The sequence below is a fragment of the Paenibacillus brevis genome, assembly GCF_018919145.1.
GTDB lineage: Bacteria > Bacillota > Bacilli > Paenibacillales > Paenibacillaceae > Fontibacillus > Fontibacillus brevis.
In genome coordinates this window covers 1-22053 of record NZ_JAHLQJ010000013.1, presented here as the reverse complement: position 1 = coordinate 22053, position 22053 = coordinate 1, and the positions used below count along the sequence as shown (strand labels likewise).

The following is a 22053-nucleotide window of genomic DNA, read 5'->3' as shown; positions in this document are numbered from 1 at the left end:
ATTATGGATCTATGTTGTCCATAATAACAGATTAAAGAGTGAATTACAAACTTGAATCTGAAAATACCGGCTTTTCAGGCAAAAAAGCTGCTTGAAAGCCGGTACTGTGGTGGAATAGCTGTCACAAATCAACTATAAAACGAAGACATATTCTCCTTCACCAATCCGAAGGGTCTTTCCTTGTAATTCCGTTGATTCTGTTTGAATGATGACCTGTTTGAATTGGTTCTCGTCTCCTTGCACGAAGTCAAAGAACTTATCTCCAATTTTCAAGGTAGCCGATTCAGAAAGTGATTTTATAACAGGCAATTGAAATAGCTCTCCCCAATGTGCGGCGGCAGCTGCAGGATTGGAGACGCGGAATACGGCATTTACGATTTCAGCATGACCCGAAGGGTGGGGCCGTATGACTCCGGACACAGATAGGCGCTCCAGCCTTTCTTCATCGTTTCCGCTCCATTGAATAATAAATGGATAGACCAGCCCTTGGAAGTCGCCATCAATGGTCAGCATCCGCCATTCTATTAATCTGCCTTCATGATCCAGACGACGGCCATCGATGATAGGGGATAGTGATAAGCCTGCCAACTTGAGAGAAGCAGCTACCTCTTCAATATCGTCAGTGCGAAGTACAACTCTACTTAACACCTCATGCTCTGGAAGAGCTTTAACCGCATCCCTTACAACGACATTATGCTCGGTCGCCTTGGCTAACTCCAGATTCTCAATGCCAAGAAACTCAATATAAGTTAACCCAAAGTAACTTAAGGTATTGTAGGTCCCCCAAGCCTTGTGGGCTCCTCCCTTGAAGGCTGCCAAACCATGCGCTTCGAAGAGCTCAACCGGCTTGTCCAGATTATTCACGTAATGCACCAAGTGGTCCCATTTGAGATTTGCCATTATTCTTTCACTCCCAGTTCGGTGGTCCGCTTCACAGCCGCCAGAACGCTCCTTTGCAGCCCGGCAGCGAAGTCGCTATTGTTCAGCTCATACAAGCCGTGAATCCCCACCCCGCCAGGCGAGTTATTAATATCAAGCAGTTGTCTCGGATGCATGCCTGTCTGCTGCAGCATCGCAACTGCACCCAGCATGTTCTCCAGCGCAACCTTCCATGCTTGCTCACGCGGCAGTCCTGCAAGTACGCCTGCGTCTGCAAGAGACTCAATGAAGTAATAGATATAGTTAGGTCCGGCCACTCCAAATCCGGTGAATATGTCTATCAGAGACTCCTCGAGATATTGCACTTTGCCGAACCCAAGCAGGAAATCTTCAACCTGATCCCTGGCAGCGAATGAATTCAAGGCTACGCCGCTATATCCATATCCTGTATCGGTCAACGTATTCGGGATGACCCGGATGATCGGACGTTCAGTTCCAAAGTAACTACCCAGCTTTTCAATCGTTACCCCCGCTACGATCGACACGATAGCGGCAGACGGCGAGGCAAATTGTTGTACGATGTGTCCAAGTGCCGCCAAATCATCTTGGGGACGAACAGCCACCACGATTAATGCTGCCGTGGAGAGGAGCTGTTCTTGTCTGCCTTCCGTATTAACGCTGTACTTTGTATTTAACAACTGAAGGCGCGACTCGTTAATATCGGATACACTGATTTGCTCTGCGGACAGCGTACCCTTGGCAATACATGCACGAATAATCGCTTCCGCCATCTGTCCTCCGCCAATAAAATGAATCCTTCTATTTGTCATGTTAGCCACTTCCTTAGTTAGTTGTTCTCCCACGCTTCCGGCAGTATAAAACCATCATATTTCTCCAGTCCGAGGATGTATTCCTCGAACTCCTTGGATTCATACGCGGCCTTCAAATCCTTTGCCCATTGAGTGTCTTCATCCTTTTTGTTAATGGATACGATGATTCTGTGCTGCATAGGTGTATTTTCTATTTTAAGCGCATCTGTAATCTTTCTGTCCGGCGCATTTGCAATGTAATTGCCGTTTACAACACCATAATCAACATCTTGAAGTGATACGAGAATTTGTGCCGGGTCCAAAATCTTAATATCGATATTAAACTTGTCCGGCTCCATACTATTGATGTTGAAATCAGCGACACCTGCTCCTTCTTTAATCTTGATCCAGCCCAGTTCCTCCAGAATACGAAGGGCGCGCTCTTGGTTTACAGGATCGTTAGGAACAGCCACGGTTGTACCGTCTTTGACATCGTCCAGTGAAGTATGGTTTACAGAGTACAGACCCTGCGGAGCACCCGGAACATAAGCAATCCCTACCATGTCCGCATTAATCTCCTCGTTGATTGCTTCCATATAGGCCGTGCTTTGGAATACGCTCGCATCAATGGAACCTTCCTTCATCGCCGGATTGACCTGCATATTTTGCGAGAAGGTTTTGATTTCAACGGTATAGCCTTGCTTCTCCAGGATTGGCAAGATCGATTGACGGAATTGCTCTTCATAGGTACCGACTCCAAACCCAACCGTGATCTTCTTCTTATCCCCGCCACCGTCCGCTTGTTTACTGCCGCAAGCCGTCAGCACCGCCAGAACCCCTATCAACACTACCAACATTAACTTTTTCATACACCCATCTCCTATTCAAATATTATATTTTTAAGCTGCTCCAACGCCTCATCCGTTACGTTCAACGGAATCGCGCAATTTGGCGAGAGAATAAACGGTTGATCCTTCATGAAGGCTAAAGCATCCTTCGCTTGCTTGCGAATCTGTATAATATCATTTGCTGCGAACAATCCGTGATCAACGCCCCCTACTTTCGTAGCTTTGAGGTCTGCATCCAGACCTGGGTTTCCTTTGGCTACAGTATCCCAGCTGATCCCGTCAATCCGGTAATCATTAAATTTCTCCGGCTTCGCATGAGCACCGCAGGTATGAAGAATATTCTTACCATAGCCTGCAGCCTCCAGGACAATAGAGTCATACGGTCTGGAGAACTCATCAAACCTAGCTTCATCAAACAAACCCGGATGCGCCGTACCGGTCACCGCGTAGAACAACCCATCCGATCCTGCCTGCCGCAGCTCTTGCACATAATCGGCTAAGGTTAATGAAATGACATGCAGCGCATGGTGAGCTGCCGCTCTATGTTCCTTGAACAACGAATCCAAAGTAACAGGCTGCTCAATACCGAATACGGTTTTGGTTACATAAGCCGATCGCCCTACAATGAACAGCAACACCGTTAAGGGTGAGAATACCGTTTGAATCAGTGGGGTATCGGGTAACCCTTGACGTATCTTCCGAACTGCCTCCAAATGCTCCTGTAGTGATGGCGTCTGCGTTGCCTTCTTCACTTCAAGCTCCCAAAGACTCTCCGCCGTTGGGATAACCGTTGATTTCTGCCTGGGGAATACGGTTTGATAATCGGTAAAGTCATATTGATTCCCCCAAGCTTCTGCCAAGTAAGTCGCTCTCGGATTAATTTTGACCCAATCCCAATCATGCTTTTTCGTAAACGAAATCGTTATTTCCGCCAAATCATCCGCATTCTGTTCCTTGTCAATAAAATGGCGCCATCCACTGACAATGGGACGGTCTACCCGCTCTCCGGATAATAGGGCATTAAATCGATCCTGCTTGCTCCATGCACTCAATTGAAGTTCCTCCCTGTGTTATCTATTAAGTTGAACTAATAACGGCGAATCTTTCTCGACAGCATGTTGCCCAAGGATTGGATTCCTTGTACCAGAATGACAAGTATCAGCACGGTGGCTACCACGACTACGGTGTCGAAGCGTTGATATCCGTATACGATAGCCAAGTCTCCGACTCCGCCTCCACCCACGGTTCCGGCCATTGCGGTCGCTCCAATCAACCCGATCGTTGCAGTGGTTAGCGACAGAATCAACGAGCTTACTGCTTCCGGCAACAAAAAATACCATATGACCTGCAAGGGCGTCGCCCCCATAGCCTCGGCAGCTTCAAGAATTCCCGGGTTCACTTCAAGCAGAGAAGTCTCTACTAAACGCGCAATGTAGGGCGCGATATAGATGATCAGCGGTACGATCGCTGCGCTTGTCCCGATCGAGGTATGAACAATCAACCTTGTGAACGGAATAATGGCAACCAGCAAAATAATAAAGGGCAGAGAGCGAACGATGTTGATCACCGGATTCAAGATGGTATAAAGGGCTTTGTTCTCCAGCACGCCGCCCGAGCGAGTGATGACGAGTAATATTCCCAATGGAATCCCTAATAAGGAACCAACGAAAAGGGAGACTCCTACCATCTGAATCGTCTCTATAATTGCCTTCAGAAATTGCTCATTCGTTATTGTGGTCGAAAACATAAGACTCTACCTCCTCCACACTGACTCCATGCCTTGTCAAAAATGCCAGGGCATCCTCTACCAGCTCTCTGTCACCGGACAATTGAATGATCGCTGTTCCCAAGGTTGTTTCTTGAATCTCTGTCATATTTGCAAATAGTATATTGACCTTAATATCGAAGGATCGGATCAGCTCATAGAGAATAGGCTCGGAAGCACTTTTGCCAACAAAATTGAGCTTGTAGAGCAGGCTTCCGTTCTCCGCCTTTAAAGATTTTTCAACACTTGATGTCATGCTATTTTGAACAACTGTCTTCACAAAATTTTTCGTGGTCTCATGCTGGGGATGACCGAACACCTCCAGAACGCTCCCTTGTTCGATGATTCGTCCCTCTTCCATCACAGCTACCTTGTTGCAAATCTCTTGAATGACGGACATTTCATGTGTAATAATCATCACCGTAATGTTATATTCCGCATTAATTCTTTTTAAAAGCTGCAAAATAGATTGCGTCGTCTGCGGATCAAGTGCAGAGGTGGCTTCGTCACACAAAAGAATCGATGGATTCGAGGCAAGCGCTCTGGCAATTCCAACACGCTGCTTCTGTCCCCCTGACAATTCGCTGGGATAGCTTCCCGCTTTGTCGCTTAATCCCACAAACTCTAGCAGCTCCTGTACCCGCTGACGGATCTCACTCTTATTCTTTTTCAGTAGGACGAGGGGAATTGCTACATTATCAAATACTTTTTTGGATTCCAGCAGGTTGAAATGTTGAAAAATCATACCGATGTTCTTTTTGGCCGATCGCAGCTCTTTATCGTTGTAAGTTCCTAGGTCACGCCCATCCACCAGAACCTGTCCTTCTGTAGGTCTTTCCAGATAATTGACCAGACGAATTAAGGTGCTTTTCCCGGCACCGCTATAGCCGATTACCCCAAAGATATCTCCCTTTTCAACCTTCAAATTGATTCCCTTCAGAGCCTCGATCGTGATCCCTTTCCGAGTGAATGTTTTGTAAGCATTCTTTAATTCAATCATATTGGTTCCCCTCAATCATTTTTCTAGAGTTAAGCTTTCGCTTGCAGCTTCTCAAGGGCTCGCTCTGCCAATGAAGCAAAGTACTTAGCGGCAGGCAATAGTGCGGCCTCATCAACATCGAAACGAGGATGATGGAGTGCATAGGCCGGTCCCGTTCCGATATTTACAAATGCGCCTGGGATCTGTTGTAGATAATATGAAAAGTCCTCGCCCCCCATTTGCAGCGGAATATCATGCACATCATACCCAGCCTCTGAAGCGACCTCTTTGGTGAAATCAGCCCATTCCGCATGATTTATAGTTGCCGGGGGCCCAGGATACCAATGCAGCTGTGCCTCAGCTCCGGCTCCTTCAGCAACTCCTTCGATGATGCGTGTCATTTGAGCAGGAATAAGGCGGCGAATCTCTTCATTATAAGTTCGAACCGTTCCCTCGAGCTCCACCTTTTCCGGGAGAACGTTCCATGTAAAGCCCCCGTTAATTCTCGTTACGCTTAATACCACCGGCTCTATCGCATTATTTTGACGGCTAACAATTGTCTGCAGCATGGTAATGATCTGGGCCGCCGTCACAATGGCATCCACGCCTTTTTCCGGTGTAGCAGCATGGGCCCCGACACCTTTTACCGTAATTTCAAACCGATCAACACCCGCAGTTAAAGCTCCTGTTCTCGTTCCAAAGGCTCCCGTTGGCAGATCAGGTGAATTGTGCAAACCAAATATGGCATCAACATTCTTGAGGCCCCCTGATGCCAGGCACTTTCCGCTCCATGACCTGTTTCCTCTGCGGGCTGGAACAAGATCCTCACTGTACCGGGAAGCCCACTTTCGCGCTTTTTTAGCAGCAAAGCAGCGCCTAAAATCGTAGCGGTATGAAAATCATGTCCACAGGCGTGCATTTTCCCCGGAATCTCCGATGCAAAGGGCAGCTTTGTTTGCTCCTCTATTGGAAGGGCATCGATATCACATCGAATAGCCACAATGGGTCCATCGCCTTGTCCAATCTCTGCGATTAATCCAGTCGCCAACGGGAGGTCCATGATCTGGATATTAGCTGCTGTCAGCCAGCCCCGTAGCTTCTCGGTTGTTTTGAACTCTTCATAAGCCAATTCAGGCTCTCTATGAAGATTTCTTCGAACGCTAATTAAGTAGTTGCCCAAATCCGATGGTTGCACAGTCAAATTGTTTTCCTTCACTTACACTCATGCCTCCTTGTCTCCTTCTATTCCTCTATTCCTCTTATTCGCTCTAGTGCAATAGATAGACTGCTTAAAATATGATCTCGCATTGCTTTCTCAGCGCCGTCTTCATTTCTGTCAGCTATCATTTGTAAGATTAAGCCATGTTCTTCATCTGCCTGTCTTGTCCAATCTCCGTGCAAGGAAACAAAGCGACAGTAGCGAAGCGCGTGGTCCCTTAATTGATTCAAAACCTTCCCGGAAACGGTAAGTTCACTCATCTCCGATAAATAATCATGAAATTCAAAGCCATAGGATACAAAATTCTGATTATCGCCTAGCTGGAAGGATTGTTTTATATTCTCAAGGATTACTGTTAATTTTTGAATATCTTTATCTGTTGCATTCTTAGCCGCATTCTTCGCAATGTAGCCTTCAAGCATGCTGCGAACAAGAAAAACCTCTTCAACCTCTTTAACTGTTATGGAAGCTACCTTCAGCCTTCCATTGGGCTGTCGAACGAGAAAATCCTCATTCTCCAACCTCTGTATGGCCTCCCTTAGCGGTGTACGACTGACCCCGAGCAATGCTGCTAAGTTCTCTTCGTTTACAGCTTGGTTTGGCTTCAGCTCGCTATCTATGATTTTTTGTTTTAATTCATAGTAAACATTGTCCTTTGACAACCTTCTTGATCGCATCACTAGCTAGCCATCTCCTCCACGATTCATCTCGAGGCAAATTGTATAATTGTATACAATTATTTCATTCCCTATGTTTAAGCTTTTTTATACTATATTCCTATTATTCCACCTAGTCAAGTAGGTATTTAGGGATTAAATATTATGTTAAAAATGAAAATGGAGAGACCAGGTTAAACCTAGGCCTCTCCATTGAAACAATGATTTATTAGTTCTTCCAGCTTTAGTGGGTTCCATTAGTAATAAAGCCTCTATACAAACAAACACCTAATACAGCATTGAATCCAGTTGCGGCAAACACACTGAAGCGCTCAGGAATGCCAAAATAGGCTGCAGGTACGATCCCCGTTCCAACGGCTCCCGCAATCATTAATAGTAAAGCCACCGTTGCCCAGCCTGCTAAATAGCGATAACGTCTGTCCCTATATCCTCCGACCATAATCAGGATGAGGGAAAGAATGGAGAGCAGGACAACCAGAGCTGTCACGACATACACATGCATGATATCTTGAAACGCAGTACCGGCATTCCCCTGGACAGAGAGTGGAAAGGCTGCATATCCAACAGCCGACACCCAATTCATTACTGCGAACAAATAAATTCCGAGCCGAATCGTTCTATTCAGCTTTCCTTGTATAAATACGCATACCATCATAACAGAGGTTACACCGCAGATGTCGTATAGAGAGGCAAGTTGTCCCCACAGTATTTTCGAAGGAGCTTTGCTTGCACTGAGATCACTCACCGCCTGTGACATCCATTGATATCCGGGATAGGCTAATGGAGAAAAAAGTACTGCCGCTGTATAGGACAATAAGCTGATGATTCCCAACAATCCGCACCATTGAACAAGCGTCCGCTTCACTTTGCATTTCCTCCATTTTTGTAAAGTTTGCTGAATTGCTTCACATGCTGCTCTACCAGTTGAAGCATCTCCTGCTCGCGCTCAGGCTGCCGATCACATAAAGTCAGCAACATATAAATCGGAGCATAGAAGTGAACTGCCATTATTTGCGGAGACTCGCCCCTGAATACACCAGCCTGTGCCAGCAAACCAAATAACATGCTTTGATAGACCAAGGGATCATCTACATACTGCTTGGAATAAAGCGCAGCAAGCTCACTATTTCGATATTGCTCCACCGTCAGCATTTTTCGAAACTTACATACATACTCATCTCTTAAAAAAAATAGAAACAGTTCTTTTCCCATCTCTATGAGCTGATTTTCTGACAAGAGAGCCAACCTTTCCAGATCCGCATGTGCATCCAAGCCGTTCATCTGCATTTGGGCTGTCTGCTGCTCATATCTTCCCTTCATCTCGGCAAGTATCGCATGGAATATGTCCTGTTTACTTGGAAAATGCTTGTATAAGGACGGAGCTTTAATCCCTACAGCTTCGGCAATCTCGCTGACGCTCACTGCGTCATAGCCCTTTTCAGCTAAAAGTGTTAACGCCGAATAAATGATTCGTTGTTTTGTTGTCATCAATACCAATCCATTCCTTAGCTAATGCTCATTAGCCTCATTGTAAGCTAATAAGCATTAGCTTGCAATAGATTTCATCATTTAATCAAAATCCTTAAATCATTTTGTACTTTTGGCCATCCTGTTGCCATGGCAACCGAGTCATCTCCTACTCTTTGTTACAATTCTCCTAAATGAGAGGGAGTCTCGATATGTTTTTCATCAAATTGAGGGAAGCCTTCAATAGAAACTGGGGAGGGGAATATGAACGATATTATACCGGGCAAGGTATTTTATTTGAAAGATGCGGTAAATATCAAACCTGGCCGGATTGCAAGCAGAAGGTTAGTCTTGTCCGACATTCCGGGCATGCCGACATCAGACCAAGAATGGGTGTTATATGCGATGGATCAGCAAGAAACGATCAGTTCCGAAACCTCGCCACAAGCAAAAGTGATCCATGTGTTGGAGGGAGAACTTCATATGCAGGTAGCAGGCCAATCCTGTCAACTAGCTACTGGGGCTTCCATTATCGTCCCGGCAAATACATGGCATGAATTCGCGGCTCGTAAGGGATGTAAGTTTTTACAAATTAGTATATAAATCAGGAGGTACAATCCATGAAGCAAGGCGAATATATCAAAAAGCTCCCCGTATCTGAGGTTATTGATTTGAAGAAAATGATTACGATAGAAGATCAACAGGTATCCAGCCTGACATTGGTACAGCATCCGGCACTCGCTATGACGCTCCTGTCTTTGGACAAAGGGACTTCCATCAGAGCCCACTCCTCGCCAGGTGATGCCCTAGTCAATGTGCTTTCCGGGCAAACCGAAATTACAATTGGAGAAGATAAATTTATCGTGAGTGCTGGTGAGAGCATCTTGATGCCGGCCAACGTGCCTCATGCCCTGTTCGCGACTGAAGCCTTTCAAATGCTGTTAGTGGTTGTTAAGCCAAATGAATAGATCATATTCTCTATTCTATCTTTATTTGGAAATTGATTAGAGTATGGTCTTTAATTTCTAAGATTTAAAAGCTAGCGCTTGCGCATATTGCATCAGTCGTAGAAAAAACTTTAGCTGAACGAAGAGGCATATCATTTGATATACCCCTTTATCCATCTTATTGAAATTAAATCAAACAATTTCCATTCTATTTGAACTGGAACCAAGTTAAATTTGCAACTGTGGTTGAATCTGACTTAACAAAAGTAACATATACCGTATGGGTTCCTACAGCTGTCCCGGCACTAAGCGGGATATTCTTGACTGACCATTTCTGCCATCCGCCTGTGCTTTCTGCCGTCCAATAACCCAGCATAGTGCCTGTAGGACTGTCCAAGTGGAATTCTATCCTTCCGCCGGAATTAGCGGATGCAACCTTCAAATCAATACTTGTTTTAGCTGTACTGCCAAAGTCTACATTTTTAAATGCGATATAGTCGCCATTACTCCCTCCACCAACATCCAGCCCACCATCAGTGCTTGCCTCATAGTGTATAACACCTGAGCTAAGGTTATAACCTTCCGCCTCAAATTTCAATGTGTTGAATTTGGGAGCTGCAGCATAGCTGTTCGTATCTGTTATTTTCAATTCTGCGAGTGTAGTTGCCGGAACTCCACCGACGCGAACATTGTTTATTGTAACTCCGGAGACAGTAGATGTATCACTCCAACCCTTCATTATTGAAACTTCACCTAAAGCGCGTAAATTGATATTATTATAGACCACATTTTTTATCGGACCGGATTTTGCAGAAAGATCAAACCACCTGGAGTGAACACCGGATCTTGGCCAGAAGCCTTCTACATCTATATTGTCAAATATGATGTTTTGTGCTGCTGGAGTCCCATAAAGATGACCTACCGCTAAAGCGCGCCAGGATCTGTATACATAAGAGTTTTTAACAACTATGCCATCCTGAAGCTGTTTCACTCCATCTCCAACCTTGAATGCTCCACATCTGCTCCAAGCCAAAGCATCATCCACAACTACATTTGACTGGTTTTCAGGACTTCCCGGCCAGTTTGCAGCTATATCCGTAGTTGCTACATCCCATGTCTTAAATGAGTAGGTGTCATCCTCCGATACGGCTACCGTGTGCTTTATGAGTACATTCTGGCTCTCTTGAATGTCTATTGCATCATTTTCATAATCAAGTTCGTTGTTGTTGAAGTGCTTTGTATTCTGGAATATTACGTTATTAGATCTTGTAACGATTGTAGCCCAGCCACCGCTGTCTCTTATGGTTATGCCGTCAACCGTGAAGTTGCTGCACTGCAAGGGTACAAGAATATTGTTCAAATAATTGTTTGTATTTCTCATATAATGGCCATTGCCGTCAATAGTCCCCCTGCCGTATATCTTAATATTGTTTGCATTGGTCTCGGTATAAATAAACCATGTTCCATCCTTATTCAGAGAATTCTTATGAAAATGAGTAGTGTAATCGCTTGGATTTCCTGAGCCCCTTATAACAGAACCACCCTCCAGATAAACCGAAACATTGCTTTTTAGAACAAGGTTTCCGCTCTTGTAAACTCCGGCTGGAACGTATACGATACCGCCACCTGCAGCGTTAGCCGCATTGATGGCGTTTTGTATGGCAGTTGTAGCCAAAGTGGCACCGGTACTGTCAGCGCCGTACCCGGTTTTAACATTGTATATCCCTGTACCGGATGAAGCCGGAACATTGGTTTCAAGAGCATCTGCCGCAATAACCAGATCTTTCAAGTTATTGATCTTAACGATAAGATAGGTTGGTGATGAAAGTGTAAAGGTAAGGGTATTTCCGTTCTTTGTTGCAGGGATTCCCAAAGCTTTGGGAGAAATATTATAGGTATTGATTGGCTCGCTTGCTGTTATTGTGATGGTAGTCGTACCTGAAAAAGAGAAATTACAATAATTATAGTTTACAAATACCTCCGAAGTGTCGATTACCGGTATATTGGTAGAGTCTGCTGTTACCGTGTATTGACTGGTCGTGGTATAGATCGACGGTAACGGATAGCTTACAACTGTACCCGCCGCGCTTACTGTCAAAGGAACGATCGCTAAAATACTGACGAACATACAACCAATCAAACTTAATAACCTTAACTTTTTTAGCATAAATAAACACCTCTTTCACATTTTCATAAAATACTCTGTCATCAGTTACCCCGCATTTCCACCCTTAGCCTCCTTCCAAACTTATTTCTGCTCCGGCTCCAGACAGAGCCGGAGCAGATCGTCCACATGGGCCGTTGCCAGACATTCCACCGTATCCGCAGAACCGTAATAGATCTTGACCTCGCCGTCATCCTCCAGGATCATCCCGCCGGGGAAAATCACATGATTGCGGAAGCCCCCGCCAATCTCATAGTCTGTCTCCGGTGCCAGCAGCGGCTGCATGCTCATGCCGATCACCTTGCGGGGGTCCTCCAGATCCAGCAGCATAATTCCGGCGGTATAGCGCTTCTTCCAGGTGTCCTCCCAACCGTGCTTGCCTCTGGCCGGGTCCACATCCACCGCATGGAAGGTGGTCAGCCAGCCCTTATCCGTCCGGACCGGAGGTGCGGCCGGGCCGACCTTGTCATTGGCAAACGGCACCTGCTCCACGGCGAGCAGTAGGCTGGAGTTGCCCCAATGCTTCAGGTCAGGCGACTCGGAGATCCAGGCATCGAAGCGGTCCCGGCCGCCGCGGCTGTATACCGTGAAGGGACGCTCCAGCCGGACATACTTGCCGCCGATGGGCTCGGGAAACAGTACCATATTGCGCAGGTCCGGTGTAGACAGGCTGAGCACCTCGAAGTGTTCCAGATCATCGGTAACGGCAATTCCGCCGCGGATGCCATGGTGCGTATCCACGGCAAAACACATATAACAACGGCCGCCGATCACGGTCAGGCGCGGGTCGTAGGCGCGGATAATTTCCTCGTCATGCATTTTGAACACTGGCTTCGGGCCGGCGGTCCAGCTCAGCCCGTCGTCACTGTAAGCAATGCCGAGATCCGTGGTGTGGTGCGGCTCAAGCGTCTGATCGACCAGTGAGCCGTAATCATTACGGAAGATCATCACATACTTGCCGTTAAATTTCGTTACACCTGCATTGAATACCAGTGCGGTGGGGTAAGGAACCTTCGTTGCATCCAGCACCGGATTGCCCGGATACCGCCGGATGAACGGGGCGGATTGCAGAATTGCCGGAACGTGTTGGGTCATGGGGTATACCTCCTTGAATGTTAAATATGGAATATGGGTTGCACAGGGCCGGAGCGCTACCCTTTGAGGGAACCGGCCGTCATCTGCATGAAGGATTTGTTGGCGAACAGATAGGCGACGAGAATCGGCAGAATGGACAAGCAGGCGCCCGCCATCATATAGTGGGTCTGGGAAGCGGCCGAAATCCCGTATTTCAGGTTCGCCAGCCCGACGGTCAGCGTCTGCAGCTCCGGCTTCGTCATCGTGAACACGAGCGGCAGCAGATATTCATTCCACGCGCCGCGGAAGGTGAACAGGGCACCTACGCCAAGTCCGGGTCCGAGCAGCGGCAGAATGATCCGCCAGAAGGTCCGGCCGGGAGAGCTGCCGTCCATCAGCGCCGCCTCGTCCAGCTCGCGGGGAATCCCCTTCATGAAGCTGGAGAGAATGAAGAAGATCGAAGCATGGGCGGAGATCAGAATCAATATAACGCCCCACAGGCTGCTGTGCAGATGAAGCTTAACCATCAGATCGAACTGCGGACGCAGCACGACCGCCCCTACAGCCACGAACATGGTGAACGATTGCAGTCCGATATACAATTTTTTGCCGGCAAAATCCATCCGGTCCACCACATAAGCCGCCATGGATGATACCAGCAGCGTGCCGACCACTGTCGCCAGGGAGACAATCAGGCTATTCAGGGTATACCTGGAGAAATTGGCCTGCGCCCAGGCTTCGGCATAGTTCGAGAAGTGCCAGCTCTTTGGCAGGAAGGTCGCTCCCGCAGTAAGCTCAGCATTCGTCTTGAAGGAGCCCAGGATGGTGATAACGACCGGAATCAGCGTGATAAAAGCAACAGCCAGCAAAAAAATCCACAGGATGATTTTGCCCAGTATGGTTCTTAGTCTCATAATAGTCTCTCTCCTCAATCGGTCTGATTCATGCGTCTGGATGCGTAGAAATAAATGAGTGATATCATCCCTACTATGACCGCAGACACAAAGGCGACCGCACTGCCGTATCCGAACTCCTGGACCTGAACCGCCGCGCTGCCCCCGCCGACAGGGAAAAATAATTTGTACAGATACAGGAACATGACCTCCGTCTTGCCTACAGGACCGCCTTCAGTCAGTACCATGATGCTCTCGTAGCCCTTCAGGGCTGTAATGATCGCCAGCATAATAACCATCTGCATGACAGGCCCGAGCATCGGCAGGGTGACATAGCGGAACTGTTGGATTTTCCCTGCCCCGTCCAGGGAAGAGGCCTCATACACATCCTCGGGGATATTCTGCAGACCGGCGAGGAAGAGCAGCATATAATTGCCGACCGCCCCCCAGGCCGCAACCAGGATGACGGTGAGCATGGCATATTTCGGCCCCAGCCAGTCCACACCGGAATCGGAGAGGCCCAGGCGGATCAGAAACTGGTTGAGAATCCCGTTATATGAGTTGAAAATCGTGAAGAAGACTACAGCCATTACGGCGGTACTGATGACGGTCGGCATGAAGAAAATCCCCCGCAGCAGCTGTCTGCCCCGCAGCCCCCGGTTCAATATGGCGGCCAGCAGCAGGGCCAGCGGAATGGTGATCAGCAGCTTGCCGCCAGCATAGACAAATGTATTCACCACCGAATCCCAGAACTGGGTGTCCTTCAGAATGCGGCTGAAATTGGCCAGACCGGTAAACCGCGCCGTTCCAAACCCTTTGTAGTCATAGAACATATAGCGGAACGCCCAGGCAATCGGGTAAATCCCGAGAACCAACGTGAGCAAGGCACTTGGAAAGATAAAACTGTATGAAAATAAGGCATGTTTCGTTTTGTTCATCTGATTTCTTCCGGCTCCTTTCCTTTACGACCAGAGCAGAGGGATGAGGGAGTTGCTCCCTCATCCCCCGCTATCCCGGCCTATATCTCTATCCCTAACCTTCTGTCTACTTGGCGAACTTGCCGCCCAGAGCGGCGGGATCAAAGCCGGTATCCGGCTCAGCCTTTATGCCGTCATTCGCAATCACACTGTCCAGTGCAGCATTATAGCGTTTGTTCAGATCAGCGATAACCGTCTTCAGGTCGCCGCCGTTCAGCATATATTTGAAGAAGGCGTCATCCGATTTCATTCCTTCCGGTGCTACAGACGGATAGACCGGCCACACCCCATCGTGCTTGTTCGGCAGGAAGCCTTCAATACCGTTCACATCCGGTGTCTTGGCTGCTGCGCTAATGGATGGAACCATGGAGATGCCGAAGCCTTTTTCCTGATAATCCGTCAGCACCTGATCGCCATACATGAACTCCATGAACTTCCAGGCTGCTTCTTTATGCTCTGATTTCGAGCTCAGCGCCAGCCATTGGCCCCCGAGGAAGCCGGAAGCCCCCTTCACGGTGCCGTCGATGGTAGGAACCGGAGCGGCCGCCCAGTCAATCTTGGCCGGGAACTGATTCTTGTAGACGCCAGGCTCTGAGGAGTAGGACATATACATTCCGATCTTGCCTTCCGCAAACTGCGCCCGCAGCGGATCAATATCCAGCGATTCTACACCCGGCAGCATGCTGCCGTCGTCCCTGATCTGCTTAAAGGCATTGATGATCGGCTCGAAGCCGCTGAAGTCGTAGCGGGCTGTCTTGAAATCATACCCGAAGCCGCCATAGCCGCTCATCTCCGCAACCACCCGTGCCGAACGTCCGAACGCACTGCCGGGGCTCTTGAAGTTAAGGGCGAAGCCGTAAGCGCCGTCCGCTTTGCCGGCTTCTGTCAATTTCTTGGCTGTATCCACCAGTTCCTGCAGGGTAGTCGGCGGATGTTCAATGCCCGCTTTGGCGAACAGATCCTTGTTGTACACCAGACGCATGGTCGTTCCATAGTTCGGCAGACTGTAACGCTTGCCGTCGAATTCATTCAGATCCGGCATGGCCGGGAATTTCGCCTTCAGCTCATCGTTCAGGAACTCGTCAATCGGAGCGAGAAAGCCTTTTTTGTAGAAGGTCTGGATGGTATTCTCCTTCACCCGGATCACATCCGGTGCATCGGAGGTCTGGAAGGACAGATCGAGCGCGGTATCGAAGTCGTCGCCCTTGACGACCAGCTCCACCTCAATCCCGTCGGGATTGGCCCTGTTGAACTCGGCTACCTTCTCCTTCACGAAATCCGCATCGTGGCGGTCGCCTGTCCAGTAGCTGATTTTAGTTTTTTCCCCCGAACCGCCAGTCGCCCCTTCTCCCTTGCCTTCAGCTGCATTGCCGCCACTGTTACCGTTGCCGCAGGCTACCAAGCCAAGTGCCAGGACCAGGCTCAGAGATGTCATTAGCATACGCTTCATCATTGGTAGTGCCCCCTTATATATCCTTGCTGTATTCGCTTACAATCTGATTATAGTTTGATAGGCGCATCCAGATAAGGCGGGTAAGCCCACATTAAGGGCAGATTTCTGCAGGAGTTCTATACAGACAAGGGAGGTAATCTCCGCCCTGCGGAAATCCCTCCCCTGCTGATTCCTATTCTTTTCCAAAATAATACAATTTGAACTCGGACGGGGTCATGCCGGTATATTTCTTGAACACCTCGCTGAAATAGCGCCTGTGCTCATACCCGAGATCCTGGGCGATCTCCTGAACCTGCCGGCCGCTGATCAGCATCGCCTTGGCCTTCTCCATCTTCTCATGCATCACATACTGCTGAAACGAAACTCCCTGCACCTTCTTGAACAGATTGGAGAAATACCCCTGGCTAAGGTTAATCTGCTTCGCCATCTGCTCCAGCGACAGCCCCGTGTCCAGATGACTATGGATATATTCGACGGCCTGACGGATAATCCGCGTGGACTCCAGAGAACGGGCTTGCTCCACCAGTGCACAGGCCTCCCGGCAGAGCCAGGACAGCAGGTCCCGTATATCTTGAAGGGAAGGATGCACCTGGTTCTTCATGGCAGCAATTCTAAGTTCCAGCGGCTCCACCTGCCCATAAGGGAACTGCTCCAGCAGGACCCGGCAGATCCTGGAGCTCAGCTCATAGCCGACACTTTCAACATAACGCGGCTCAGGTAAAAGCCCGCTGTCCAGCAGCTCCGCGAACAGTTGGTCCAGCACCTGCAGGCTTTTGGCGGAATTGCCGGAACGCAGGGCGAACAGCAGCTCCTGCTCGGCGGCGGCGGAATAGCTGTAGAGCGAGAGAGGTTTATTCTCGATATTGCTATAATGATATACCCCGTTGCCCCCGGTATAGAAATGATACCCCAGCGCGCTAAGCGCCTGCCTGTACGCCGTGCCCAGCTCCTGAATCGCCGCTGTGCCCAGGCCCACGCCGATAGAAATGGTATGACGCGAGAAGCGGCTTACATTCATGCAGCAGGCCTCCGTAATCAGCGCGGCGGTCTCCGGGTCTGAGCCGTTCATGATACAGACGTACCGGTCTGTCGCCTCCCGGATAATAACGCCGCGGGTCCAGGCGGAAATCGTCTCTTCGAGAATATTGTGCAGGCTGAACCTTAGCAGCTCGACCTCCTGCACAGGCTGGCCGCTCAGCTTCTCCGCGAAATGATCAATCTCGGCGACAAACACGAAGAAATCATGCTGGTCCAGCGGGATATCGAGATAGGCCCAGCGGGAACGGGCATCCGCTTCTGTCGTCTGGTGGTGCAGCAGGAAGGTGAGATATTCCTGGCGGAGAATAGGCAGACTTTCCCTGATTCTCGCCTCCATTACAGCAAGTCTGGCGGTCTCCTGACGCTCCTCCCGGCACAGCTCCCTGGCCTTGAGCACTGCATTCACAATCTCCTCCAGGGAAAAGGGCTTCTTCACGAAATCAAGCGCCCCCAGCCGGATGGCTTCCTGGGCATAAGAGAACTCCGAGTAAGCGCTGAGGATAATAATCTTACAGTCCGGCAGCACCTCCAGTATCTCCCGGGTCATCTGCAGGCCATCCATTCTTGGCATCCGGATATCCGTCAGCACAATGTCCGGCCGGGTCTCGCGGATGATCTGCAGGCCCGCTTCGCCGTTAAGCGCCGTACCTGTGACCTCAATACCGTGCTCCTGCCACGGCGGCTTGCGCGAGACCATCTCCACCACACTTTTGATATCGTCGATTACACATAATTTGAACCTTTCCGGTTCCAGCTTCCGGTCCATCCTTCAACTCTCCTCCTTTGCGGGAATCCACAGATCCGTCCGTGATCCCTTACCTGGTTCGCCGCCAACGTCCATACGGGCTTCGTCCCCGTAATACAGGGCTAGCCGGTGCCTGATGTTGAACAGGGCATAACCTTTCCTTGACTGCGGAGCCCTGACCATCCCCTGTTTGACCCGTTCAGCATCAAGTCCCCGTCCGTTGTCGGTAATGCAAATATGCAGGAGCCCCTGCTCCCGGCTGACCGTGATGTCTATCCTGCCTCCTATTGTCATGTCGCTGAATCCATGCTGAATGCTGTTCTCCACCACCGGCTGCAGGATAATCTTCGGCAGCAGGCAGGACAGCAGGGCCTCGTCCCCTACCGTCACCGTGTATTCAAACAGTCCTTCATAGCATTTCTGCTGAATGGCGAAATACTGCCGCATGTGGGACAGCTCATCCGCAAGGGTAATCAGATCCTTGCCGCCGCTGAGCCCGATCTGGAACATCTGCGACAACGACAGGATCATCTCATTCACATCGTCATTCTCGCCCATGACCGATTTGCAATAGATGGTATTCAATGTATTGTACAGAAAGTGCGGCTCCATCTGCGCCGTAAGGGCACGGATCTCTGCATGACGCTTGCCCTCCTCCTTGGTCTTCACATCCTCGATCAACGTCTTAATCTCCGACATCATCCGGTTGAACTGAAAGCCAACCTGGGCAACCTCGTCCTCATAACGGCTCTCATACACCACACTGAGCTGGTTCTCTTCGACTCTACGCATCAGCCGCCGCAGCTTGAACAGGGGCTTCAGCAGCACAGATGTCAGCTGATTGGAGATCAGCCAGGTCGCCAGCAGGAAGACAACGATGACATAGAGGGTAATGCGCTGCACCCGCTGCAGCTTGCCCAGCAGCTGGTCCCGCGACTGCATCCCGGAGATGATCCAGTCGGGAGATACCGCTGAGCTTGCATAATTCACCAGATACTCCTTGCCGCCATAGCTGTAGTTGCGATTCTGCAGATTGGCCCCTTTTCCGGCTTCTGCAAGCACCGGCTTCCAGGGGAACCTGCCCCGGAACGGCCAGCGGGACTCCACTACCGCCTCTCCTTCCCCGTTCACTAGGTAATAATTCCATCCTGCTTGTTCCCCCCCTTTATTCAGCAGCTCATCTATCCGGCTTTCCCTGATATTGACCACAATAAATACATTGCTGATCGGCGTGTAAGGGTATTCATAAATTCCCCGGACTACGAAGGAGACCACCCGCTGGCCGCCTGTGAACAACCGGTCATAATGTCCTTTGGCCCAGTAACCGCCCGGCTGCTCCTTACTCAGATCATATAATTCTGAGCCGTAGAACGAGTTGTCCTGCGCCCGGATCTGCGTAGTGGGATAGAAATCGCCAATCGGGGTAACGATCAGCACATTCTCAATGATCGGCTGATTGAACGTTGCCTGCGAGAGTACATATTGCAGATCAGACAGATGTACATAATAATTAGAGACCTCATGGCTCAGCACATCCACCATCATTTTGCGGTACGCATCGCTCAGCATCAGGGACTGCACAGAGAGCGCTACATCATTCAGGCGGGAATCCAGCAGCTGTGCCGTCTTGCTTACAGTCTCCCGGCTGCCAGCGTAGGCATTGTCCTCGATCTCCTGCGCAGCAATCCAATACGAGAAGGTGCCCATTGCACCGATGGACAGCGTGATCAGCACGATGAACGAGAATAGAATCCTCTGTTTGATGGATATCCGGTAATACCTGCCGGCGATCTGCCGTCCGAGCTGCCGGCCATAGGCTGTGAATGTATTCATATTTCCCCCTTCTTGAGCATGTATCTCCCTACGATTGTCAGTTCTTGTCACTTGTACCATACGGCTGCTCCGGCCCGGCGTCAAGACAGGGCATGATTATTTAGCGGATTCCGTCCCCCAAACTGACGGTTTCAAGGGCGATTCTATGAAGCATGAAACAGAGATGGGGGGAACGTTGAACGAAGTCCTGCCCCAACTGAATACTGGCAGCAACGCAGTGTTCACTTATTATGGCGACGGGGAATCTGGTCCGCTTCATGTGGTATTCCATGTATAGGTCTGGGAACAATAAACCTTCCATTTGCTGCTTCGACACCTGGATGAACAAGGGCTGGGACCAGTTGTTGGCATTACGATTGCGGATGTAGAGCGCTATTGAAACCAGGAGCATTGACGGTTGATCGAACGACTGGCTGACGACTATGCGGCCCGTCTTCTGGATACCGGACATCGTCAATTTCAGCTAATCGGCTACTGTTTGGGAGTGTTACTGCTAATACAAAATGACCGGCGGTTGACGACGTAAGTTGTCTTGCTGGTGACGGCCAAGCTGTCTGGTCTATGGTGTGAAAAAGGGGAGAATCATGACAATTCTCCCTGGATGACGCTTTTGATCATATGATCGTCAATGATGCGATGTTTGTTCTGCGAGCCGTAGATGAGGCTGCGCGTGCAGACCTTGTTGATCAGGCGCGCAGCGCCGCTGGAGAAGCGGAACACATCTTCGATCGCCGCCTCTTTAAACACGTCGTGCTCGGCACCGGCGTAGCTCATGTGCCGGGCTATGTATGCGCCGGTCTGCGCCCGGTCGAAATGAGCCAGCTTGCATTGCAGATCGATTCGCTGGCGAATCGCCGCGTAGGCTTGCAGCCCAAGGCGGTCCCACAGCTCGCTGTGCCCAACCAGAATAAGCGCCATGGGGCTCTGAGCATCCATCTTGAAGTTGAGCAGGAAGCGGACTTCTTCAAGCATCTCGCGATCCAGCAGATGCGCTTCGTCGACGACGACAACGGGCTGCAGCCGGTGAATGCCGCGCATGAGTTCGATCTTCCGATGCAGTTGGTGCTTGGCGTCGCCGCGGTAAAACTTCGATTCGCAGCCCAGTTGTTCGAGCAGACCCCTGTAGAAGTGCCGCGGCATAAGCTTCGAGTCCGACAGGTACAGCACCTTGTAGGTCGCCGGGTCGAGAACCTCGGTAAACCTGCGAATCGTCATCTTGCCGGTTCCGCAGTCGCCGGTGGAGCAAGGAAGCGCTATTAGTACCGAACCTTAATATTTCCCTGGAGCAGGCCGGTTTTGTCGGAGCTGCCTCGGGACAACTTATCGAATAAATGAAGTAATAAAAATAAAAAAAGTTCACTAGATTTTTAATCTAATGAACTGCTCTAAGTAAAGTAATACCGGCGAGAGGACTCGAACCTCCACGGTTTCCCACTCGATTTTGAGTCGAGCGCGTCTGCCATTCCGCCACGCCGGCCTATTAATAATACTGGAGGCGCCACCCAGACTCGAACTGGGGATAAAGCTTTTGCAGAGCTGTGCCTTACCACTTGGCTATGGCGCCATATATAAAATGGAGCGGACGACGGGAATCGAACCCGCGACCCTCGCCTTGGCAAGGCGATGCTCTACCGCTGAGCCACGTCCGCTTAATGGCTGGGGATATAGGATTCGAACCTATGGATGACGGAGTCAAAGTCCGTTGCCTTACCGCTTGGCTAATCCCCAACGTATGTTATTAGAAAAGAAAAAAATGGGGCGATCGATGGGACTTGAACCCACGAATGCCGGAGCCACAATCCGGTGCGTTAACCCCTTCGCCACGACCGCCATAAAGAAAGTATTCAGTTGAATCTGGCAGGGGCAGCAGGAATTGAACCCACACCAAAGGTTTTGGAGACCTTTGTTCTACCTTTAAACTATGCCCCTAAAAACTGGTGGAGGCTGATGGATTCGAACCACCGAACTCGTACGAGAACAGATTTACAGTCTGCTGCGTTTGGCCACTTCGCTAAGCCTCCATGTGGTGCCGTCGAGAGGACTTGAACCCCCAACCTACTGATTACAAGTCAGTTGCTCTACCAGTTGAGCTACAACGGCATACTACATTCATTCAGTTGTTAAATGGTGGCTCGGGACGGAATCGAACCGCCGACACGAGGATTTTCAGTCCTCTGCTCTACCGACTGAGCTACCGAGCCTTACATTAGAATAAAATGGCGGAGCCGACGGGATTCGAACCCGCGGTCTCCTGCGTGACAGGCAGGCATGTTAGGCCTCTACACC

Annotated in this window: 21 protein-coding genes, 9 tRNA genes and 1 pseudogene; 4 read left to right on the top strand and 27 right to left on the bottom strand. The window is 49.6% G+C overall.

Going from position 1 to position 22053, the window contains the following annotated elements; translation table 11 throughout:
- Positions 1-132: 132 nt before the first annotated feature.
- The 10 genes and pseudogenes from KQJ23_RS15205 to KQJ23_RS24200 form a co-directional block, all read right to left on the bottom strand.
- Positions 133-900, bottom strand: a complete 768-nt coding sequence (locus tag KQJ23_RS15205) for a VOC family protein (RefSeq protein WP_216479717.1) — start codon at positions 898-900, stop codon at positions 133-135.
- Positions 900-1709 (bottom strand): pyrroline-5-carboxylate reductase, encoded by an 810-nt coding sequence (proC, locus tag KQJ23_RS15200; RefSeq protein WP_216479716.1) that lies wholly within the window; start codon positions 1707-1709, stop codon positions 900-902. The genes KQJ23_RS15205 and proC overlap by 1 nt, the downstream gene beginning before the upstream one ends.
- Before the next feature lie 17 nt (positions 1710-1726).
- On the bottom strand, positions 1727-2557 hold the full coding sequence (locus tag KQJ23_RS15195) for a MetQ/NlpA family ABC transporter substrate-binding protein (protein ID WP_216479715.1): 831 nt from the start codon (positions 2555-2557) through the stop codon (positions 1727-1729).
- A gap of 11 nt (positions 2558-2568) precedes the next feature.
- Positions 2569-3588 (bottom strand): uroporphyrinogen decarboxylase family protein, encoded by a 1020-nt coding sequence (locus KQJ23_RS15190; RefSeq protein WP_216479714.1) that lies wholly within the window; start codon positions 3586-3588, stop codon positions 2569-2571.
- Between the two features lie 35 nt (positions 3589-3623).
- Positions 3624-4283 carry a methionine ABC transporter permease gene (locus tag KQJ23_RS15185; RefSeq protein WP_216479713.1) on the bottom strand — a complete coding sequence of 220 codons (660 nt, stop codon included), beginning with the start codon at positions 4281-4283 and terminating at the stop codon, positions 3624-3626.
- A complete protein-coding gene (locus KQJ23_RS15180; protein ID WP_216479712.1) occupies positions 4258-5301 on the bottom strand; it encodes a methionine ABC transporter ATP-binding protein in 1044 nt (347 codons plus the stop codon). The genes KQJ23_RS15185 and KQJ23_RS15180 overlap by 26 nt, the downstream gene beginning before the upstream one ends.
- Positions 5302-5330: 29 nt before the next feature.
- Positions 5331-6481, bottom strand: a pseudogene (locus KQJ23_RS15175) (amidohydrolase).
- Between the two features lie 41 nt (positions 6482-6522).
- Positions 6523-7176, bottom strand: a complete 654-nt coding sequence (locus tag KQJ23_RS15170) for a GntR family transcriptional regulator (protein WP_216479899.1) — start codon at positions 7174-7176, stop codon at positions 6523-6525.
- Between the two features lie 223 nt (positions 7177-7399).
- Positions 7400-8041 carry a DUF998 domain-containing protein gene (locus KQJ23_RS15165; RefSeq protein WP_216479711.1) on the bottom strand — a complete coding sequence of 214 codons (642 nt, stop codon included), beginning with the start codon at positions 8039-8041 and terminating at the stop codon, positions 7400-7402.
- Positions 8038-8664, bottom strand: coding sequence for a TetR/AcrR family transcriptional regulator (locus KQJ23_RS24200; RefSeq protein ID WP_216479710.1), 627 nt, complete (start codon positions 8662-8664; stop codon positions 8038-8040). Before KQJ23_RS24200 ends, KQJ23_RS15165 begins: the two co-directional genes overlap by 4 nt.
- 243 nt (positions 8665-8907) lie before the next feature.
- Between KQJ23_RS24200 and KQJ23_RS15155 the strand changes: the two genes are divergently transcribed.
- Both KQJ23_RS15155 and KQJ23_RS15150 read left to right on the top strand, forming a co-directional pair.
- A complete protein-coding gene (locus tag KQJ23_RS15155; RefSeq protein ID WP_216479709.1) occupies positions 8908-9246 on the top strand; it encodes a D-lyxose/D-mannose family sugar isomerase in 339 nt (112 codons plus the stop codon).
- 17 nt (positions 9247-9263) lie between these two features.
- The gene (locus KQJ23_RS15150; RefSeq protein ID WP_216479708.1) at positions 9264-9611 is read left to right on the top strand and encodes a cupin domain-containing protein; all 348 of its coding nucleotides are present in this window, start codon (positions 9264-9266) and stop codon (positions 9609-9611) included.
- A 187-nt stretch (positions 9612-9798) separates the two neighbouring features.
- On the opposite strand, the gene KQJ23_RS15145 is transcribed toward KQJ23_RS15150, so the two are convergent.
- The 7 genes from KQJ23_RS15145 to KQJ23_RS15115 all read right to left on the bottom strand — a co-directional run bounded on the left by KQJ23_RS15145 (position 9799) and on the right by KQJ23_RS15115 (position 19767).
- A complete protein-coding gene (locus tag KQJ23_RS15145; protein ID WP_216479707.1) occupies positions 9799-11757 on the bottom strand; it encodes a carbohydrate-binding protein in 1959 nt (652 codons plus the stop codon).
- Between the two features lie 81 nt (positions 11758-11838).
- The gene (locus KQJ23_RS15140) at positions 11839-12849 is read right to left on the bottom strand and encodes a glycoside hydrolase family 130 protein (RefSeq protein ID WP_216479706.1); all 1011 of its coding nucleotides are present in this window, start codon (positions 12847-12849) and stop codon (positions 11839-11841) included.
- Between the two features lie 56 nt (positions 12850-12905).
- Complete coding sequence (locus KQJ23_RS15135) at positions 12906-13742, bottom strand: carbohydrate ABC transporter permease (RefSeq protein WP_216479705.1); 837 nt, start codon at positions 13740-13742, stop codon at positions 12906-12908.
- 14 nt (positions 13743-13756) lie between these two features.
- Positions 13757-14659 carry a carbohydrate ABC transporter permease gene (locus KQJ23_RS15130; RefSeq protein WP_216479704.1) on the bottom strand — a complete coding sequence of 301 codons (903 nt, stop codon included), beginning with the start codon at positions 14657-14659 and terminating at the stop codon, positions 13757-13759.
- A gap of 106 nt (positions 14660-14765) precedes the next feature.
- Positions 14766-16151 carry an ABC transporter substrate-binding protein gene (locus tag KQJ23_RS15125; RefSeq protein WP_216479703.1) on the bottom strand — a complete coding sequence of 462 codons (1386 nt, stop codon included), beginning with the start codon at positions 16149-16151 and terminating at the stop codon, positions 14766-14768.
- Between the two features lie 172 nt (positions 16152-16323).
- Complete coding sequence (locus tag KQJ23_RS15120) at positions 16324-17955, bottom strand: response regulator (RefSeq protein ID WP_216479702.1); 1632 nt, start codon at positions 17953-17955, stop codon at positions 16324-16326.
- Between the two features lie 3 nt (positions 17956-17958).
- On the bottom strand, positions 17959-19767 hold the full coding sequence (locus KQJ23_RS15115) for a cache domain-containing sensor histidine kinase (protein ID WP_216479701.1): 1809 nt from the start codon (positions 19765-19767) through the stop codon (positions 17959-17961).
- Positions 19768-19912: 145 nt separating this feature from the next.
- Here KQJ23_RS15115 and KQJ23_RS23970 point away from each other — a divergent pair, with 145 nt between their 5' ends.
- Both KQJ23_RS23970 and KQJ23_RS23965 read left to right on the top strand, forming a co-directional pair.
- The gene (locus tag KQJ23_RS23970; protein WP_283571192.1) at positions 19913-20044 is read left to right on the top strand and encodes a hypothetical protein; all 132 of its coding nucleotides are present in this window, start codon (positions 19913-19915) and stop codon (positions 20042-20044) included.
- 120 nt (positions 20045-20164) lie between these two features.
- Positions 20165-20293, top strand: coding sequence for a hypothetical protein (locus KQJ23_RS23965; RefSeq protein WP_283571191.1), 129 nt, complete (start codon positions 20165-20167; stop codon positions 20291-20293).
- Between the two features lie 56 nt (positions 20294-20349).
- Here KQJ23_RS23965 and KQJ23_RS15110 read toward each other — a convergent pair whose 3' ends face one another.
- The 10 genes from KQJ23_RS15110 to KQJ23_RS15065 all read right to left on the bottom strand — a co-directional run bounded on the left by KQJ23_RS15110 (position 20350) and on the right by KQJ23_RS15065 (position 21968).
- Complete coding sequence (locus KQJ23_RS15110; protein ID WP_346779414.1) at positions 20350-21024, bottom strand: ExeA family protein; 675 nt, start codon at positions 21022-21024, stop codon at positions 20350-20352.
- 141 nt (positions 21025-21165) lie between these two features.
- Positions 21166-21244 (bottom strand) — tRNA-Leu (locus tag KQJ23_RS15105).
- 13 nt (positions 21245-21257) lie between these two features.
- A tRNA-Cys gene (locus KQJ23_RS15100) sits at positions 21258-21331 on the bottom strand.
- A 10-nt stretch (positions 21332-21341) separates the two neighbouring features.
- A tRNA-Gly gene (locus tag KQJ23_RS15095) sits at positions 21342-21416 on the bottom strand.
- 4 nt (positions 21417-21420) lie between these two features.
- A tRNA-Gln gene (locus tag KQJ23_RS15090) sits at positions 21421-21495 on the bottom strand.
- A gap of 26 nt (positions 21496-21521) precedes the next feature.
- A tRNA-His gene (locus tag KQJ23_RS15085) sits at positions 21522-21597 on the bottom strand.
- Positions 21598-21622: 25 nt separating this feature from the next.
- Positions 21623-21696, bottom strand: a tRNA-Trp gene (locus KQJ23_RS15080).
- 6 nt (positions 21697-21702) lie between these two features.
- Positions 21703-21788: transfer RNA gene (locus KQJ23_RS15075), tRNA-Tyr, on the bottom strand.
- A gap of 3 nt (positions 21789-21791) precedes the next feature.
- Positions 21792-21867 (bottom strand) — tRNA-Thr (locus tag KQJ23_RS15070).
- A gap of 25 nt (positions 21868-21892) precedes the next feature.
- A tRNA-Phe gene (locus KQJ23_RS15065) sits at positions 21893-21968 on the bottom strand.
- Positions 21969-22053 lie beyond the last annotated feature (85 nt).

Bases quoted from the DNA above. Each gene is read 5' to 3' on its own strand.
- KQJ23_RS15140 (WP_216479706.1), bottom strand. From the start codon at position 12,849: ATGACCCAACACGTTCCGGCAATTCTGCAATCCGCCCCGTTCATCCGG.
- KQJ23_RS15195 (WP_216479715.1), bottom strand. From the start codon at position 2,557: ATGAAAAAGTTAATGTTGGTAGTGTTGATAGGGGTTCTGGCGGTGCTG.
- KQJ23_RS15170 (WP_216479899.1), bottom strand. From the start codon at position 7,176: ATGCGATCAAGAAGGTTGTCAAAGGACAATGTTTACTATGAATTAAAA.
- KQJ23_RS15150 (WP_216479708.1), top strand. From the start codon at position 9,264: ATGAAGCAAGGCGAATATATCAAAAAGCTCCCCGTATCTGAGGTTATT.
- KQJ23_RS15185 (WP_216479713.1), bottom strand. From the start codon at position 4,283: ATGTTTTCGACCACAATAACGAATGAGCAATTTCTGAAGGCAATTATA.
- KQJ23_RS15135 (WP_216479705.1), bottom strand. From the start codon at position 13,742: ATGAGACTAAGAACCATACTGGGCAAAATCATCCTGTGGATTTTTTTG.
- KQJ23_RS15125 (WP_216479703.1), bottom strand. From the start codon at position 16,151: ATGATGAAGCGTATGCTAATGACATCTCTGAGCCTGGTCCTGGCACTT.
- KQJ23_RS24200 (WP_216479710.1), bottom strand. From the start codon at position 8,664: ATGACAACAAAACAACGAATCATTTATTCGGCGTTAACACTTTTAGCT.
- KQJ23_RS15145 (WP_216479707.1), bottom strand. From the start codon at position 11,757: ATGCTAAAAAAGTTAAGGTTATTAAGTTTGATTGGTTGTATGTTCGTC.
- KQJ23_RS15130 (WP_216479704.1), bottom strand. From the start codon at position 14,659: ATGAACAAAACGAAACATGCCTTATTTTCATACAGTTTTATCTTTCCA.
- KQJ23_RS15155 (WP_216479709.1), top strand. From the start codon at position 8,908: ATGAACGATATTATACCGGGCAAGGTATTTTATTTGAAAGATGCGGTA.
- KQJ23_RS15120 (WP_216479702.1), bottom strand. From the start codon at position 17,955: ATGGACCGGAAGCTGGAACCGGAAAGGTTCAAATTATGTGTAATCGAC.
- KQJ23_RS15180 (WP_216479712.1), bottom strand. From the start codon at position 5,301: ATGATTGAATTAAAGAATGCTTACAAAACATTCACTCGGAAAGGGATC.
- KQJ23_RS15115 (WP_216479701.1), bottom strand. From the start codon at position 19,767: ATGAATACATTCACAGCCTATGGCCGGCAGCTCGGACGGCAGATCGCC.
- KQJ23_RS23970 (WP_283571192.1), top strand. From the start codon at position 19,913: ATGAAGCATGAAACAGAGATGGGGGGAACGTTGAACGAAGTCCTGCCC.
- KQJ23_RS15205 (WP_216479717.1), bottom strand. From the start codon at position 900: ATGGCAAATCTCAAATGGGACCACTTGGTGCATTACGTGAATAATCTG.
- proC (WP_216479716.1), bottom strand. From the start codon at position 1,709: ATGACAAATAGAAGGATTCATTTTATTGGCGGAGGACAGATGGCGGAA.